Below are 15,083 nucleotides of genomic sequence, written 5' to 3' on the forward strand. Positions count from 1 at the left end.
CCATGGTTCGCGCACGACGTTGCGTGAAATGAAGCTATGCGCACCCAGCGCAGCCGGTGTAGGTCCATGCCGCTTTGTGGCCAGGGTCGGGCGCGCTCCGGCCGCCAGCGCGCACGCGGTCATATACCCAATTTCAGCGATGGCAAAAAAACAAATAGATAACAAAAATCAACAATATGAAACTTATCTCCATGCTTTGCACAAGGTGCAGTGAGGTGCGGGTTTCTTCACCCATCAGCAAAACAAGAGGGCATTGATGTTTTCCAGTCGAATGAGTTTTCAGGTGCGCTGCGGCGCCGTGGCCGGTGCGATCCTGGTGCTGGCTTCCTGCGGCGGAGGTGGCGGCGGCGGTGGCTCGGGCTTCCTGCCGATCGTCGTGCCGCCCGCTGCCCCGGCCCCTGCGCCTGTCGTGACGCACACGGTCGGCGGCAGCGTCACCGGCCTGACCGGCAGCCTCGTGCTGCAGAACAACGCGGGCGACGACCTGAAGCTCTCGGCCGACGGCAAGTTCAGCTTTGCCACCGCGCTTGTCGAAGGCACGGCCTATGAGGTCAGCGTGCGCGCCCAGCCGTTGTGGCAGTTCTGCACCGTGACCAAGGGCAACGGCAATGCCGCGGCCGATGTTGCCGACGTGGCGGTGGCCTGCTCGGCGGCGGTGGCGCAGGTGTCCACCTTCGCCGGGACGGCTGGCACTGTCGGCGCTGCCGACGGCAACGGCGCCGCCGCATCGTTCAGCGCCCCGGCCGGCGTCGCCCTCGCCAAGAGCGGCGGCCTGCTCGTCACGGATGGCATCAGCGGTCTCCTGCGAAAGATCTCTTCCGCCCGGGATGTCGCATTCTTTGCCGGCGGTGGTGGCGCCCCCACCTCGCAGGACGGCAACGGCAGTGCCGCCACGTTCGACGGCCCGATCGGTGTCGCGATGGATGCCGCGGGAAATTCCTATGTTGCGGATTCCTCGGGCAACCGCATCCGAAAGATCAGCCCCGCGGGCGAGGTGACCACCTTCGCCGGCAACGGCACCGCCAGTTCGCTCGATGGCTACCGCACAGCCGCGACATTCAATGCGCCCGTATCGGTGGCTGTGGACGCCGCCGGAAACGTCTACGTGGCTGAGGTGGTCGCGGCTGTCATTCGCAAGATCACGCCCGACGGCGATGTGAGCACCTTCGCCGGAAAGGCGGGGATGTCCGGCTTTGCCGAGGGCACGGGAGACAACGCAAGATTCAACCAGCCCTTCGGCCTTGCGCTGGACGTGGCCGGCAACCTCTACGTTGCCGACGCCGCCAACAGCCGCATCCGCAAGATCACACCCGACCGCGTGGTCTCCACGTTTGCCGGAACGGGCCTGATCGGCTCGGCCGACGGCCCTCGCAACTCGGCGACTTTCGCCTTCCCGGCCGCGCTGGCGCTGGACGTCGACGGCAATGTCTACGTGGCCGAGCCAGGCAGCAGCGTGCTGCGCAGGATCACGCTGGCAGGCGAGGTTTCCACGCTCGCCGGCGTGGCGTTTCAGACGGGCGCGCAAGACGGCATCGGCAAGGCCGCCAGGTTCGGGCAGCCCCTGGGGATCGCGGTGGATGCGGGCGGCGCGCTGTACGTGGCCGACACCCAGAACAGCGTGATCCGCAAGGTCGAGCCGGTTCGCGCACCCTGAGCCCCGCCTGCGCTCAGCCGATCGAGAAGGTCGAGCGCATCAGCGCGATGTACGCGTCCTCCGAGGTCTCGCGCCGCGCCTTCACCAGCGGCTCGATGTCCTTCGTCGCCACGTAGCGCAGCCGGTCGGTGCCGTCGCTCGCCGCATCGAAGATCACCTGCGCCACGTCGTGCGAGGTGGCCAGGCGCGCCGAGCGCAGGCCGTCGAACACCTTCAGCGCGCCGTTCACGAAGCCCTCGTAGCCGGCGGGCGCGGAGGCCTGCGAGGCCTCCGACGCCGAGCGGTTGCCGAAGCCGGTCTCGACCACGCCGCCCGGCTCGACGATCTTCACCGCGATGCCTTGCGAGCGCAGCTCGTACGCCAGCGATTCCGAGAACCCTTCGAGCGCGAACTTGCTCGCGGTGTACAGCGAGATCATCGGCAGGCCGAACACGCCCGCGCCCGAACTCACGTTGACGACGGTGCCCGCGCCGTTGGCGCGCAGGTGCGGCAGCAAGGCGCGCGTGACGTCCATCACGCCGAACACGTTCACGTCGAACTGCTGGCGCACCTTGTCACGCGAGAAGCCCTCGAACACGCCGAAAAGGCCGAAGCCCGCGTTGTTGACCAGCGCGTCGATGCGGCCGAAGCGCGCGATGCCTTGCGCAATGGCCGCGTCGATGCTGGGCAGGTCCTGCACGTCGAGGCGGGTGACGAGCACGTTGTTCAGTGCGGCCAGCGCGGCGCCCGCGGCCGGCTCGCGCATGGTGGCGATCACGTTCCAGCCGCGCTGTGCGAACAGCTGCGCGGTCGATTGGCCGAAGCCGGTGGAGGCGCCGGTGATGAGCACGGTCTTGGCGGAGGGAGAGGACGAGGAGGAGGAAGAGGAAGAGGAAGAGGAAGAGGGGGAAGTCATGGTGAAGGAAGCCTTTTCGTTGTCGAGCAACGAAGTTAAGGCGGCCCGACTGATGAAACAATCCACCCAATCTCGCATGAAGAGATGCAGGAATCAGAACAATGCCCAAGACCCACAAGACGGCCGGCAAGGCCGGCCTGTTCGAACTGAACGCGGTGGTGGCCGTGTCCACGCACCGCAGCTTCCGGCGCGCGGCCGCCGAGCTGGGCCTGTCGCCTTCGGCGCTGAGCCATGCCATTGCGGCGCTGGAGCAGCGCATGGGCGTGCGCCTGTTCAACCGCACCACGCGCAGCGTGGCGCTGTCGGAGGCGGGCGAGCAGTTCCTGGCGCGCGTGCAGCCCGCGCTGCGTGAAATCTCCGCGGCCATGGAGGCGACCAACGAATTCCGCGACACGCCCACCGGCACGCTGCGGCTCAATGCCTCCGAGGCGGCGGCGCACATGGTGCTGGCGCCGATGGTGCTCGAGTTCATGCGCCGCTACCCCGACATGCGCGTCGACATCGTCACCGAGGGCCGCTTCGTCGACATCGTGGCGCAGGGCTTCGACGCGGGCATTCGCGCGGCCGACGGCGTGCCCGAAGACATGATCGCCGTGCCCTGCACGCCGCCGCTGCGCTTCGCCACGGTCGCGTCGCCGGCCTACTTCGCAGGCCGCAAGAAGCCGCGCACGCCCGCCGACCTGGCGGCGCACGACTGCATCCGCACGCGCTTCGCCAGCGGCGGCCTCTACAAGTGGGACTTCGCGAAGAAGGGCAAGCGCGTGTCGATCGACGCCGAAGGGCCGCTCACGCTGGACAACCACCACCTGATGATCGCGGCCGCACTGGAGGGCGCGGGCATCGCGTGGACCAGCGCGTACGAGGCCGCGCCGTACATCGCCGACGGCCGCCTGGTCGAGGTGCTGAAAGACTGGTCGCCGGCCTTTGCGGGGCAGTGCATCTACTACCCGGGGCACCGGCATGTGCCGGCGGGGCTCAGGGCGTTTCTGGGGGTGGTGAGGGAGGTGGTGGCCCGTTCGACGTGAACGGAGTATCCGCCGCATGCGTGCTGCATCGGATCTGCCGCGCCTTGGCAAAATAAGGAGCGACATGAAGAAGCCGGGCCGCGCAAGAGGCCTTGGACGCCACCAATAGAAATGCTACGGAGGGAGGACTTTGATGAAATATCTGATCTTGTGTGCCGCAACGGCACTGCTGCCGGTCGCGGCCACTGCGCAACGTGCAAGCGATCCGCAACCGAGCGCGGTTGAATTCAAGTCAATGGACGAGGCCATGACGGCCGGGGCAGCCCGCGCTGTCCAGTTGGCTGCCGGATCGGGGATCAGCCTAGACTACTCACTAGGCAGCGTTGAAATCGTGGAGCAGCAACTGGGCAAGCTGCACGAGGTCGTGCAGGCGAGCGCGAACGACCCGACGCGAAAGCTCGCGTCGCCGTCGGACCAGGAAATTCGCTTGATGTCGTATACCTTCGGGTCTTACATCGCCGAGGTCTTGAAGCGCAAGTACGGTGGTACGTGGTCCACCCAGAGCGCGCTCTATCCGGGGAAAGAAATTCCAACTTTCCACGTAGGCGCCAATCGCATGGACATCTGGCCGCAGATCAAGGTGGAGAAGCGTCTGAGGAACGGCCCGGAAGACAACGTCTGGCACTACTTCCAGTTGACGCAGCAGAAGCTTGAATCGAAGTGATGCGGCTTCGGCCGCGGCCCCTCGAGGGGCCGCACCACATCAGGCAATCATCGACTCGACCTCCGCCGCAAGCACGCGCGGCGCCGGCATCTGCTGCACGATGTTCTCGGTGATGCCGACGGCCATCGCGGGCTGGCTGGGCCAGAAGCCGGCGATGTTGCTCAGGTCCATGCCCTGGCGCTCCAGGGCCACGCGCCACACGGCCAGGTGAAGCACGCCGCCCAGGGCGTCCACACGTTCAGCCTTCGCGGGATTCACGAAGCTTGCCATTGCACCGGCCAGGTTCGAAGCGAAGTCCCAGCGCTGCGCGAGCGAGGCGCTCACGTCGCCGTAGTGATAACCGAACTCGACAAGCTCGAGTTGCGCGCGCCCCAGCGCCTCGAAGGGGTGAATGGCATTCAGCGCGGCCATGCGCCGGGGCATGGCCTGCGCCATGAGCAGGTGGCCGATGGCGTGCATGCTGCCCGCGGTGAACGCCAGGTTGGGGTCGACGCGCCGGGTCTTGGAAGCCAGGTACCGTGCGACCGACGCCACGCGCAGGCTGTGGGCCCAGAAGTCCGGGAGGTCCACGCCTTCCACTTTGCGGAAGGTTCCGGACAAACCCGAACTCACGACGAACGACCGGATGGCGGACAGGCCGAGCATCAGGATCGCGCCCTGGATCGACGAGATCTTGCGCGGAACCCCGAAGAAGGGCGAGTTGACCATCTGCAGCACCTTGGCCGCGAGCACCTGGTCGAGCTCGATGCGATGCGCGATGTCCGCGAAGGACACCTCCTCGTCGCGCATCATCTCGATCAGGTCGGACACCACCTTCGGAACGGTGGGCAGCGACTCGTCATTGGCAAAGAGGTCGTCGAGTGTCATGGCGTTGTGGTTGTATTGCCTTGGTATGCGAAAGATTCTCCTCCAGCGCGCGGTTTAGTAAACCCTTGATCGGAGGGAATCCGTCATTTCTACGGATTCCGGTGGGAGTGATGCGCCGGCAGGCCGATGCACGGCGGGGCAGGGCGAAACCCGCGGTATTGAACAGCGAGCTCACGCGAAAGGCTTGCTCAGGAACCGCGAGTTCCGCTCCCCGAAACGCCACGGCATGTCCACGGCCTTCGAGATGCCGATGCGCGGTCCCTCGACCACGTCCGGGCGCGGCGGGTCATGAGGCGCCGCGAGCAACGCGAAAGGCGCCACATCGAGGCGCATGCCATCGAAGCTCCGGTCGATGGCCAGCGCCTGTCCCACGCGGCCGGGGCCCGCGCACAGCAGGCGCGCGTCGGCCAGCCCGCGCCGCTCGCGCATGCGGTCCAGGGCGTGGGTGGGCTCGAGCGCGCGAATGAGCACGCCGGACGCATGCCCGGTCTCGCGGCAGACGAAGTTCAGGCACCAGTGGATGCCGTACGAGCGGTAGACGTAGGCGCAGCCCGGCGGCCCGAACAAGGTCGCATTGCGTTCGGTGCGGCCGTTGAAGGCGTGCGAGGCCGGCTCGTCGGGGTCGTAGGCCTCGGTCTCGACGATGCGCCCGCCGACGCCGTCGACCAGCAAGGTGACGCCGATCAGGCGCCTGGCCACGTCGAGCGACGGCGCTGCGAAGTCGATCTCTGCGTGGATGAGCGCACCGGGCGTTGCCATCGCCGGATGATAGGTGCGCGGGTGCGCGGATGTTCGGGTGTCCGCCGTGGGCTGGCCCATTTGCCACACCCCGGCACCTCCGGCATCCTTACGGCTTCGTCTGTCTTTGGACAGATGCCGGCGCCGCCACGTCGCCACGCCGCCCTGCGCCATGTGCCTTGCGACGCAACGAGGCGCTGAAACCCGGAGGCATTTCAATGGCCCGATTGATTTCCGTCAACGTCGGTCTTCCACGCGACATCGAGTGGCGCGGCAAGACCGTGCACACCGGCATCTGGAAAGCGCCCGTGCAGGGCCGCCGGCGGGTCAACCGCCTCAACGTCGAAGGCGACGGCCAGGGCGATCTTGGCGGCCACGGGGGCGAGCAGCGCGCGGTCTTCGTCTACCAGGCCGGGTCGTACCGGCACTGGGAGCAACAGCTGGGCCGCAGCGATTTCACGCACGGGCAGTTCGGCGAGAACTTCACCATCGAGGGCCTGCCCGACGACGAGGTCTGCATCGGCGACCGCTACCGCATAGGAAGCGCGCTGTTCGAAGTGACCCAGCCGCGGGTCACCTGCTACCGCGTCGGCATTCGCACCAACGAGCCGCGCATGGCGGCGCTGCTGACGTCGAGCGGGCGGCCCGGCTTCTACCTGCGCGTTCTGGAGGAGGGCGAAGTCGGTGCCGACGACGAGATCGTCACGGTGGCGCGCGGGCCCGAGCGCATGACCGTCGCCGAGGTCAATGCCTTGCTGTACTCGCCCCACCATCCGCGCGAGCGGCTCGAGAAGGCGCTGCGGATCACCGCGCTGTCGCCCGGCTGGCGATGGTCCTTCGAGGAGCTGGTTCGAAGCCAGCTCGAGCATCCAGGCGCCACGGGCAACGCGGGGCTGGTCGCGGGTGCGGGTGCGCGCACGGCAGCGCCGGGCTTCAGGCCGCTGCGGGTTGCGCGGATCGACCGCGAGTGCGCGGACGTGATCTCCTTCACGCTGGAACCCAAGGACGGGGCGGCGCTCACGAAGCCGCTCGCGGGCCAGTTCGTCGTGCTCCGCTTGCGGCCGAAGCCCGACGGGCCGCTGCTGTTTCGCAGCTACTCGCTGTCGGGGTCGTTCTCTGGCGGGCGCTATCGCATCAGCGTGAAGATCGAGCCGGACGGTGCCGCGGGGCGCTACCTGCACGGCCGCATTGCCGTGGGCGACGTCATCGACGTCAGCGAACCCAGGGGCGCCTTCGTGCTGCAGCCGGCGCAGGGGCAGGGGCCGGTGGTTTTGCTGAGCGCCGGCATCGGTGCCACGCCGGTGCTGGCCATGCTGCACGCCATGGCGGAAAGCGCTTCGGCGCGGGAGGTCTGGTGGCTGCACGGCGCACGCGACGGCAAGACGCATTCGTTCGGCGAGGAGGCGCGGCAACTGGTCGCCGGACTGGCGCACGGGCGCAGCCACGTCTGGTACAGCAGGCCCGATGCGGACGACCTGGCGGCGCATGACGACGCACATGACGACGCACATGGCGACGCACATGACAAGGTGCATGCCTACGACACGGCAGGCCGCTTCGCGGTGGAAGCGCTCGACGCGCTGCACGTGCCGCGCAGCAGCGACTTCTACCTCTGCGGGCCATCGGGCTTTCTCGGCGACGCCGTGAAGGGCCTTGCGGCCTGGGGCGTGCGTGCGCAGCGCATCCATTCCGAGGTGTTTGCCGGCGGCCCTTCGATGATGCCCGGCGTGATCGCGTCAGAAGTGCGCGCGCCGCATCGGCCCGAGGGCGCGCCCGGCACGGGCCCGCTGGTTTCGTTTGCACGCAGCGGCATCAGCGTTCGCTGGCGACCTTCACAGGACCAGAGCCTGCTCGAGCTGGCGGAGGCGTGCGACGTGCCCGTGCGCTGGTCGTGCCGCACGGGCGTGTGCCACAACTGCGAGAGCGGATTGGTCTCGGGCGGCGTCGACTATCAACCCGAGCCGCTCGACCCGCCGGCGCAAGGCAACGTGCTGCTCTGCTGCGCCCGGCCGCAGGGCGATGTGGTCATCGACATCTGATCGATGCCGCCGATGATTTCTCGAAGCCCCTCGGACATTCCAGTGCCAAGGCCCCATGCCATCATCGTTGGATGACCAACACCTCTCACAGCGCCTTCAGTACCTCCGACGCGGTCGCCAGATATGCGGAGGGCCCGAAGCGCAACGTGCCTGGGTACAGCGGCCTGTTGCCGATGACGCGCATCCTGCTGGCCGAGCGCGTGCCCCGGGATGGCCGCGTGCTGGTGGTCGGCGCCGGTGGCGGGCTGGAGCTGGAAGACCTTGCGCTGGCCAACCCGCAATGGCAGGTCGACGGCGTCGACCCCAGCGCGCCGATGCTCGAACTCGCAACCCACAGGCTCGGCCCACTGATGTCGCGCGTGGCCTTGCACGAAGGCTATGTGCACGATGCGCCGGCCGGGCCTTTCGACGGCGCCACGTGCCTTCTGACCTTCCACTTCGTGCCGCTCGAGCAGCGGCTGTCGACGGCCGGGGAAATCCATCGCCGCCTGAAGCCGGGCGCGCCGTTCGTCGTCGCGCATCTCAGCGTGGAAGATGGCGAGGGCGAACGCGAAGTCTGGATGAACCGCTACGCCGCCTTCCTCACCGCATCGGGTTCCGATCCGCGGCAGGCGGCCGCCACCCGCGAGAAGGTCGAGAAGGACCTGACGATCCTGTCGCCCGCGCAAGACGAAGCCATCCTGCGCGAGGCCGGCTTCAGCGACGTGCGCCTCTTCTACGTGGGCTTCACGTTCAGGGGCTGGGTTGCCTACGCGTGATGCGTGATGCGTGATGCGTGAGCATGCGGCCATGGCCGGCCGCTCAACAATCGCTGCAACGGTGAGCCGATGGCAGTCATCGAAGAACCGGGCTCACAGCAGTTCTGTCGCGGCACGAAGGCCGACCTGAAGTCGCCGAGGTGAGGTGAGGTGAGGTGAGGTGAAGTGCGCCGCGACGCTCGCGCCTCACAACAGCCGGGGCGCGCCCGAAGAGGCGCTGCGATTCGCCCTGAACTGTCCGGCAGCCAGCAGCTGGCGAGTGTCGACGCGCGTTTCCTTCTCCTTCGCTTCGATGACTTCCAGTGCCTGGAGTTGGGCACCGAGTTCGCAGACGGCGTGGTCGCTGTCGCCGTAGCGGTCTCGCAGCTTCACGAAGAGATGTTGCAGCTGAAACAGATGTCTGGACATGAGGAATTCCTTCGGCCAAAAGAGGAGGGGTCACCGAGCTTCGGGCTTATACGCGTCTGCCGGAAAAATGCTGTCGCAGTTTGTAGCCTCGCCGGTCTGTGCGGTCTGTGATGTGGCGCCTTGCCGAAGCAAGTTCCCTTGCCGGGCCCTCGGTGCTAGACTGGATTTCACACCCGCACAACGCGGTGTTTCGCGTCCAAAGCAAAGGCAGACGACGTACAGCGCCCCAACAACCCGGTTGGCCAAGGCTGCATCTCGCCACTGTGACCGCACGCGATGGACCTCAACGAGGGGCTCGCATGAACGCAATCAAGGAAGCACGCCGGATCATCACGTCCGATCCGGACGGCAACGAATCGCTGGTCCTCGCGCGACTCGTTCTGGCCTTGGAATCCGGGGACGAATTTCCTCTTTCCAGCCTCTACACGCTGAGCCTCGGCACCTTCGGCCTGGCGATCGAGGTGTTGAAGGAGTGGCGGCTCGATCGTTACTACGCGCGCAAGGGCAAGCTGCTGGACGTGTCCTACCAGGCACACGTCCTGGCCGCCCACTGAAGCCGCGCCGCGGCCGCACTCCGGAGGCGCCATGGTCCCGGCAAGCCAGCTTCGCGTCATCGTCGACGAGCTCGAACCTCACGCGTTTTCCTGGACGCTCCTGGAGCGCAAGGAGACGGACATCATCGATGTGCAGGTCGCACACTCGCCGAAGAGTTTCCCCGAGTTCGACCTTGCGCTGGAGGACGGTTTTCTCGCGTTGAAGGAGCTGACGCAAATGCACTGGCGTTGAAGGGCCGCGCCGGTTAACATCCGGCCCCGTAGCAGCTTCTTCGCCGCTACCGTAGGCGTTACCGTCATCCAACGCGTCCTTTGTCGAGAGGATCCCAGCAGGGAATTTCTCGATGCAAGAACGCTTTTGGCATGACGACGCATCTTTACGCCGCACTCATCGGCACCGCTCCCTTCCGGTTCATCGCGCCTGGCGCTCTGGCTGGCGCTCTACCCGGCGCTCTACCCGGCGCTCTACCCGGCGCTCTACCCGGCGCCCTGCCCGGCGCGCCGTCGCTCGCACCACGCGATGACCTGAACGACGCGCACACGCATTGCCCGCCCAGCCGCGCGCCCCCTTTGCGTGCGCAACCCACTCTCCATTTCGATGCCGCAAGGCAGATCAAGACCTTGCACATGCAGGCGGTGTTCGACCGCCTGCGGGAAAGACGCAACTCAAAGGGCAATGAACCATGAACATGACCGGCAACACCATCCTCATCACCGGCGGCAGCAGCGGCATCGGCCGCGCGCTCGCCGAAGCCTTTCACGACCTGGGCAACCGCGTCATCGTCACCGGGCGGCGGCAAGCGCTGCTCGACGAGATCGCGGCGGCCCGGCCCGGCCTGGTCGGCCTGCCGCTCGACCTCGACGCGCCTGCTTCCTTGCAAGACCTCGCCACCGAGGTTCGCGCGCGCTACCCGCAACTCAACATGCTGGTCGCCAACGCCGGCATCTCGCGCGCGGAAGACATGGCGGCGGACGGTTGGGACGCATCGGCCGCATCGGCCGCACAAGCGCTGGTGCAGACCAACATCATGGGCGTGCTGCAGGTCGTGGCGGCGTTCCTGCCGATGCTGAAGCGCCAGGCGCACGCCACGGTCATGGCGACCAGCTCCAACCTTGCGTTCGTGCCCCGTGCCGACTTCCCGACCTATTGCGCGAGCAAGGCGTTCTTGCACTCCTGGCTGCAGTCGCTGCGTCATCAGCTGCGCAAGGTGCCCGTCGAAGTGCTCGAGCTGGCACCGCCGTACGTCCAGACCGAACTCACCGGCGAGCAGCAGGCGGGCGACCCGCGCGCGATGCCTGTGGCCGTGTATGTCGCCGAGGTCATGGCATTGCTCGCGCAAGGCGCGCATGAGCGGGGCGAGGTATTGGTCGAACGCGACAAGGCCCGGCGCTGGGCCGAGCGAGACGGCCGCTACGAGGCCACCTTTGCCGCCATGAATCCGGGTTGAAGGCGCGGCAGCCGGAGTCGCCGAGATCGGGCGTGCCGGCTGTCGCGTTGTCACGCGCTCGCTTGATTCAGATCAACCGGCGGCCGGCGGCGCACATCGATACTGGGTTTTTACGCTGCAATCGAGACTCAGAAATCATGGCGCATCTTGTATGGAAGACCGAACTCAACACCGGAATCCATGAAATCGATGCCCAGCATCAACGCATCGCCCAGTACATCAACGCACTGGACGATGCCCGGCAAACGAACGACCAGAGGGCCGTCGGCAGGATCATCGAAGAGACGATCGACTACACGGCTTCCCACTTCGCTTTCGAGGAAGCGATGCTCGAGGATGCCGGCTACCCTTTCTCGACCCCGCACAAGAAGGTGCATGAGATCTTCGTGCGGCGCGTCGTCGAATTCCGCACGCGCTTCGAGCGTGGCGAGTCCGTGCTGGGCGAGCTTCACGACATGCTCTACCGGTGGTTGTTCAATCACATCCGCCACGAGGACGGTGCCTACGTGGCAACCGTCAAGGCGCACCTGCACGCCACGGACTCGTCGGCGGAAAGAATCGTCAAGGCGCAGGTCGGCAGGGAACTGCAGCAGGGCCGCGCGGGCGTGCAGGCCAAGCAGGGTTGGCTGAAGCGCTTGTTCGGCGCGTGACCGTGGCGCGAGGCGTCGGCGCACGCGCGCAAAAAACTCGCGCCTAAGCTTTCGAGTAGTCGACAAAGCCGACGATGCTCTTGTCAGACAGCTTGCGCCGATCGAGCCTGAAGACGCCCACGCCGTTGTTCGAGCCGTCGTTGTTCGTGTTGCCTTCGATGGTGGCGATGCGTCCGCTGTCCAGCATGCGCTCGACGATGAAGGTGTGGCCCGCGCCGCCGCCGAAGTCGAGGATGGCGATCAGGCCCGGCTTGATGAGGCTCGCATTCGCGAACGCGGCCTGGCGCGTGATCCTGACGGCGCCGGGAATGTTCTGCGCGCGCTTCCAGTGCCCCGCGCAACTCGCCGTCTTCGGCAAGGGATTCGGAACACCGAGCGAGGCGGCGGCGGTCTTGAAGGTCCAGTAGACGAAGGCCATGCACCAGAAGCGGTCGGCGGCCGTTCCCTGCGCGGGCGGGATGCCGACGGCGTCGAGGTACTCGTCGACCATCGGTCCGCGGTTGGAGCCCGGGGGCACTTCCATCTGGCCCACCTGCGTTCCTGCCACCGCAAGCGCGTGCAGCATCAGCGTCGACGGCGCGGTCGCGGGGAACACCGTCGGCTGGGGGAACAGCACGCTCCAGCTGATGCGCCCGACCTCGCCGTCGACCACCAGCGGGGCGCCGTCGACGTCGCTGTGCTGGGCCTGGAACAGCTTGACGATGGCGGTCATCGATGCGTCGAACACGCCGTCCTTGAACGGGCCGTAGCCTCGCTGGAGAAGGGCGCCCTGCACCTGCGAGACCAGTTGGCTGTCGGCTTCGTTCGCACGAATCGTGCGACCCGGAAATGCAGGCGATGTCGTGGCTTGGCCATCTGGCATGGAGGCTCCTCGTTATTGGATGGTTGGATCGGGCGCGTTCAGCGTGCGCAATCTACGCCTGCGCCCGAGCGAGATCCATAGGCTTGAAGTGATAGGAGCTCGCCAACGCGAGCGCTGCGCGGTGGCGACCCGGCATCGCCGTGCGGCGGGCAGGGCGCGGCGCGATGCACTGACAATCCCCGCATGCCTCACGCCGTTTCCCTTCTTCGCGCCGCCCGCCTGGCGCGAAGCGCCAAGCCCTTTCTTGCCCGCGGCGGCTTCAAGCGCGAGCGCTGTGCCGGTTGCCGCCTGCTGCCCAGCCACTGCATGTGCGCCCTGCGCCCGGTGGTGCCGACGCGCGCGGGCGTGTGCCTGCTCATGGCCGACATCGAGCCGCTCAAGCCCACCAACACCGGCTGGCTGGTGGCCGACGTGGTGGCCGACACCTTCGCCTTCGGCTGGGCCCGCACCGAAACCGACCCGGCCTTGCTCGCCCTGCTCGACGACCCGCAATGGCAGCCCTATGTGGTGTTCCCGGGGCAGTACGCGCAGCCCGAGCGCGTGGTGCTCACCGTGGCGTCAGCCGACACGGCCAGCACCGCTGCCCGGAAGCGCCCGCTCTTCATCCTCTTCGACGCGACCTGGGGCGAGGCGCGCAAGATGTTCCGCCGCAGCCCCTACCTCGACCGCTTCCCGGTGCTGAGCCTGCAGCCCGAGCAGATCACGCAGTACAAGCTGCGCAACTCCGGCCGGGAAGACCACTTCTGCACCAGCGAGGTGGCCGCCATGTGCATGGACCTGGCGGGCGAACACCTCGCGGAGCGCACGCTGGAGGCCTACCTGGCGGTGTTCACGCACCACTACCTGCGCGCGAAGAACCAGCAACCCATCGTGTGGGACGGCGAGGAACACCGGCGGCTGCGCGAGGTGTCAGCGCCGCAGCCGGCCTGAATCACGCCGGGCTCTTCATCTCTTCACGGGCTGCACGGGGTTCACGGGCGCATGCCGCGCCATCAGCTCGGCAACCCACTCGATGAACACGCGCAGCTTGGCGCTGACATGCCGGTTCGGCGGAAACGCCAGGTACAGCGGCATCGAGTCCAGCTGCCAGTCCTCGAACAGGCGCACCAGCTCGCCGCTCGCCGCGTGCGCGCTGGCCATGTAGTCGGGCAGCCAGAGCACGCCCAGGCCGGCCAGGCCCGCCGCAACGTACGCATTGCCGTCGTCGACCGAGAGCACGTAGCGGCCCTGCACCGCGACGTGCTCGCCGTCGCGGCGCATCGCATACGGAAAGGTCTTGCCGTTGCGCGACCACAGGAAGCCGACGATGCGGTGGTGCGTGTCTTCCAGTTCCTTCGGGTGCGCGGGCGTGCCGGCGCGTTCGAGGTAACTGGGCGCCGCATACACGCCCAGCTGCAGGTCGCCCACGCGGCGCGCCATCAGCGACTGGTCGGTGAGCTCGCCGCCGCGCAGCACGCAGTCCACGTTCTCGCCGATCAGGTCCACCATGCGGTCGCTCACGCCCATGTCGAGCTGGATGTCGGGGTAGCGCGCGTGGAAGGCCGGCAGCGCCGGCACCAGGATCGTGCGGGCCAGCGGGCTGGGCACGTCCACCCGCAGCCGGCCCCGGGGCAAGGCCGCCGCGCTCGACAGGCTGGTCTCGGCATCGTCCATGTCGGCCAGCAGCCGCAGCACGCGCTCGTAGTAGGCCGCGCCGTCGGCCGTGACGTTCACCTTGCGCGTGGTGCGGTTGAGCAGCTTCACGCGCAACCGCGCCTCGAGCTGCTGCACCAGTTGCGTCACGCTGGTCTTGCTCATGTGCAGCGTGGCGGCGGCCTTGGTGAAGCTGCCGGCTTCCACCACGCGGGCGAAGGCCTGCATCGCATCGAAACGGTCCATCTCTGCTCCTGCCGATTCCGTGATTGTTTGGGTTTTGCAAACAGTGATTGTTGGCCTTGCCTGTTTATCGCGACGCCTGCGCTGCCTAAAGTCCCTGCATCGTCATCAAGAAGAAGGCATTGCATTCCATGAACCAGCGCGACGTCGTGTTTCCCCCCGGGCGCCAGGCGCTCTACGAGAAGAACCGCTACTCACCGGCCGTTCGCTCCAACGGCTTCCTGTTCGTCTCGGGCCAGGTCGGCAGCCGCGAAGACGGCTCGCCCGAGCCCGAAATCGAGGCGCAGGTGCGCCGCGCCTTCGAGAACCTCAACGCCGTTCTCGCGGCCGCGGGCTGCAGCTTCGACGACGTGGTCGATGTCACGGTGTTCATCGTCGACCCCGAGACCAACTTCGAGAAGGTCTGGAAGATCGTGCCCGAATACTGGGGCGAAGCACCGCACCCGACGCTCACCGGCATCGGCGTGACGTGGCTGTACGGCTTCCAGTTCGAGATCAAGGTGATCGCCAAGCTGCCGGAGGGCAGCGGCAGCCGAGCCGGGTGAAGGGCCGGCCGGTGCGCGATGTCGCGATGCCGCGATGCCGCGATGCCTCGACGCCTCGACGCCTCGACGCCTCGACGCCGCGCAGACGCGCAGGTGCGTTT

Annotated in this window: 18 protein-coding genes; 12 read left to right on the forward strand and 6 right to left on the reverse strand. The window is 67.1% G+C overall.

What is annotated here, in order from left to right:
* Nucleotides 1–298: 298 nt before the first annotated feature.
* A complete protein-coding gene (locus tag BM013_RS29950; protein ID WP_177225615.1) occupies nucleotides 299–1,654 on the forward strand; it encodes an NHL repeat-containing protein in 1,356 nt (451 codons plus the stop codon).
* A 13-nt stretch (nucleotides 1,655–1,667) separates the two neighbouring features.
* Here BM013_RS29950 and BM013_RS29955 read toward each other — a convergent pair whose 3' ends face one another.
* Complete coding sequence (locus tag BM013_RS29955) at nucleotides 1,668–2,549, reverse strand: SDR family oxidoreductase (protein ID WP_093131996.1); 882 nt, start codon at nucleotides 2,547–2,549, stop codon at nucleotides 1,668–1,670.
* Between the two features lie 101 nt (nucleotides 2,550–2,650).
* Between BM013_RS29955 and BM013_RS29960 the strand changes: the two genes are divergently transcribed.
* Nucleotides 2,651–3,574 (forward strand): LysR family transcriptional regulator, encoded by a 924-nt coding sequence (locus tag BM013_RS29960; RefSeq protein ID WP_093131883.1) that lies wholly within the window; start codon nucleotides 2,651–2,653, stop codon nucleotides 3,572–3,574.
* A 133-nt stretch (nucleotides 3,575–3,707) separates the two neighbouring features.
* A complete protein-coding gene (locus BM013_RS29965; protein WP_143098408.1) occupies nucleotides 3,708–4,238 on the forward strand; it encodes a hypothetical protein in 531 nt (176 codons plus the stop codon).
* Between the two features lie 39 nt (nucleotides 4,239–4,277).
* Here the strand turns inward: BM013_RS29965 and BM013_RS29970 are convergent, their stop codons facing one another.
* Complete coding sequence (locus tag BM013_RS29970) at nucleotides 4,278–5,105, reverse strand: HDOD domain-containing protein (RefSeq protein WP_093131887.1); 828 nt, start codon at nucleotides 5,103–5,105, stop codon at nucleotides 4,278–4,280.
* Between the two features lie 171 nt (nucleotides 5,106–5,276).
* Nucleotides 5,277–5,864, reverse strand: coding sequence for a DNA-3-methyladenine glycosylase (locus tag BM013_RS29975; RefSeq protein ID WP_093131889.1), 588 nt, complete (start codon nucleotides 5,862–5,864; stop codon nucleotides 5,277–5,279).
* Between the two features lie 197 nt (nucleotides 5,865–6,061).
* On the opposite strand from BM013_RS29975, the gene BM013_RS29980 reads away from it, so the two are divergent.
* Together BM013_RS29980 and BM013_RS29985 are read left to right on the forward strand one after the other, a co-directional pair.
* A complete protein-coding gene (locus BM013_RS29980; RefSeq protein WP_093131891.1) occupies nucleotides 6,062–7,882 on the forward strand; it encodes an MOSC and FAD-binding oxidoreductase domain-containing protein in 1,821 nt (606 codons plus the stop codon).
* 71 nt (nucleotides 7,883–7,953) lie between these two features.
* Nucleotides 7,954–8,640: a class I SAM-dependent methyltransferase gene (locus BM013_RS29985; protein ID WP_093131893.1), complete on the forward strand. Its 687-nt coding sequence runs from the start codon at nucleotides 7,954–7,956 to the stop codon at nucleotides 8,638–8,640.
* 186 nt (nucleotides 8,641–8,826) lie between these two features.
* Here the strand turns inward: BM013_RS29985 and BM013_RS29990 are convergent, their stop codons facing one another.
* Entirely contained in the window at nucleotides 8,827–9,048 is a 222-nt protein-coding gene (locus BM013_RS29990) for a hypothetical protein (RefSeq protein WP_093131895.1), read from the reverse strand.
* A 299-nt stretch (nucleotides 9,049–9,347) separates the two neighbouring features.
* Between BM013_RS29990 and BM013_RS29995 the strand changes: the two genes are divergently transcribed.
* From BM013_RS29995 to BM013_RS30015, 5 genes are all read left to right on the forward strand, one after another.
* Complete coding sequence (locus tag BM013_RS29995) at nucleotides 9,348–9,602, forward strand: hypothetical protein (protein WP_093131897.1); 255 nt, start codon at nucleotides 9,348–9,350, stop codon at nucleotides 9,600–9,602.
* 31 nt (nucleotides 9,603–9,633) lie between these two features.
* Entirely contained in the window at nucleotides 9,634–9,834 is a 201-nt protein-coding gene (locus tag BM013_RS30000) for a hypothetical protein (protein ID WP_093131899.1), read from the forward strand.
* Nucleotides 9,835–9,965: 131 nt separating this feature from the next.
* On the forward strand, nucleotides 9,966–10,289 hold the full coding sequence (locus BM013_RS41415; protein WP_177225616.1) for a hypothetical protein: 324 nt from the start codon (nucleotides 9,966–9,968) through the stop codon (nucleotides 10,287–10,289).
* 2 nt (nucleotides 10,290–10,291) lie between these two features.
* Entirely contained in the window at nucleotides 10,292–11,050 is a 759-nt protein-coding gene (locus BM013_RS30010; protein ID WP_256221774.1) for an SDR family oxidoreductase, read from the forward strand.
* A 62-nt stretch (nucleotides 11,051–11,112) separates the two neighbouring features.
* A complete protein-coding gene (locus tag BM013_RS30015; RefSeq protein ID WP_256221775.1) occupies nucleotides 11,113–11,700 on the forward strand; it encodes a bacteriohemerythrin in 588 nt (195 codons plus the stop codon).
* Nucleotides 11,701–11,743: 43 nt separating this feature from the next.
* On the opposite strand, the gene BM013_RS30020 is transcribed toward BM013_RS30015, so the two are convergent.
* A complete protein-coding gene (locus tag BM013_RS30020) occupies nucleotides 11,744–12,562 on the reverse strand; it encodes a CHAP domain-containing protein (RefSeq protein ID WP_093131906.1) in 819 nt (272 codons plus the stop codon).
* 183 nt (nucleotides 12,563–12,745) lie between these two features.
* Here BM013_RS30020 and BM013_RS30025 point away from each other — a divergent pair, with 183 nt between their 5' ends.
* Nucleotides 12,746–13,492, forward strand: coding sequence for a tRNA-uridine aminocarboxypropyltransferase (locus BM013_RS30025; protein WP_093131908.1), 747 nt, complete (start codon nucleotides 12,746–12,748; stop codon nucleotides 13,490–13,492).
* 15 nt (nucleotides 13,493–13,507) lie between these two features.
* Here the strand turns inward: BM013_RS30025 and BM013_RS30030 are convergent, their stop codons facing one another.
* Nucleotides 13,508–14,440, reverse strand: coding sequence for a LysR family transcriptional regulator (locus BM013_RS30030; protein ID WP_093131910.1), 933 nt, complete (start codon nucleotides 14,438–14,440; stop codon nucleotides 13,508–13,510).
* Between the two features lie 128 nt (nucleotides 14,441–14,568).
* Between BM013_RS30030 and BM013_RS30035 the strand changes: the two genes are divergently transcribed.
* Entirely contained in the window at nucleotides 14,569–14,982 is a 414-nt protein-coding gene (locus BM013_RS30035; RefSeq protein WP_093131912.1) for a RidA family protein, read from the forward strand.
* Nucleotides 14,983–15,083: the final 101 nt, after the last annotated feature.

The organism is Variovorax sp. OK605 (assembly GCF_900115445.1).
GTDB lineage: Bacteria > Pseudomonadota > Gammaproteobacteria > Burkholderiales > Burkholderiaceae_C > Variovorax.

Excerpts from the sequence above, each read along its gene's own strand:
- BM013_RS30030 (WP_093131910.1), bottom strand. The coding sequence starts at position 14,440 with ATGGACCGTTTCGATGCGATGCAGGCCTTCGCCCGCGTGGTGGAAGCC.
- BM013_RS29990 (WP_093131895.1), bottom strand. The coding sequence starts at position 9,048 with ATGTCCAGACATCTGTTTCAGCTGCAACATCTCTTCGTGAAGCTGCGA.
- BM013_RS30025 (WP_093131908.1), top strand. The coding sequence starts at position 12,746 with ATGCCTCACGCCGTTTCCCTTCTTCGCGCCGCCCGCCTGGCGCGAAGC.
- BM013_RS29985 (WP_093131893.1), top strand. The coding sequence starts at position 7,954 with ATGACCAACACCTCTCACAGCGCCTTCAGTACCTCCGACGCGGTCGCC.
- BM013_RS30010 (WP_256221774.1), top strand. The coding sequence starts at position 10,292 with ATGACCGGCAACACCATCCTCATCACCGGCGGCAGCAGCGGCATCGGC.
- BM013_RS29965 (WP_143098408.1), top strand. The coding sequence starts at position 3,708 with ATGAAATATCTGATCTTGTGTGCCGCAACGGCACTGCTGCCGGTCGCG.
- BM013_RS29975 (WP_093131889.1), bottom strand. The coding sequence starts at position 5,864 with ATGGCAACGCCCGGTGCGCTCATCCACGCAGAGATCGACTTCGCAGCG.
- BM013_RS30020 (WP_093131906.1), bottom strand. The coding sequence starts at position 12,562 with ATGCCAGATGGCCAAGCCACGACATCGCCTGCATTTCCGGGTCGCACG.
- BM013_RS29955 (WP_093131996.1), bottom strand. The coding sequence starts at position 2,549 with ATGACTTCCCCCTCTTCCTCTTCCTCTTCCTCTTCCTCCTCCTCGTCC.
- BM013_RS30035 (WP_093131912.1), top strand. The coding sequence starts at position 14,569 with ATGAACCAGCGCGACGTCGTGTTTCCCCCCGGGCGCCAGGCGCTCTAC.
- BM013_RS29980 (WP_093131891.1), top strand. The coding sequence starts at position 6,062 with ATGGCCCGATTGATTTCCGTCAACGTCGGTCTTCCACGCGACATCGAG.
- BM013_RS41415 (WP_177225616.1), top strand. The coding sequence starts at position 9,966 with ATGACGACGCATCTTTACGCCGCACTCATCGGCACCGCTCCCTTCCGG.
- BM013_RS29970 (WP_093131887.1), bottom strand. The coding sequence starts at position 5,105 with ATGACACTCGACGACCTCTTTGCCAATGACGAGTCGCTGCCCACCGTT.
- BM013_RS29995 (WP_093131897.1), top strand. The coding sequence starts at position 9,348 with ATGAACGCAATCAAGGAAGCACGCCGGATCATCACGTCCGATCCGGAC.
- BM013_RS30000 (WP_093131899.1), top strand. The coding sequence starts at position 9,634 with ATGGTCCCGGCAAGCCAGCTTCGCGTCATCGTCGACGAGCTCGAACCT.
- BM013_RS29960 (WP_093131883.1), top strand. The coding sequence starts at position 2,651 with ATGCCCAAGACCCACAAGACGGCCGGCAAGGCCGGCCTGTTCGAACTG.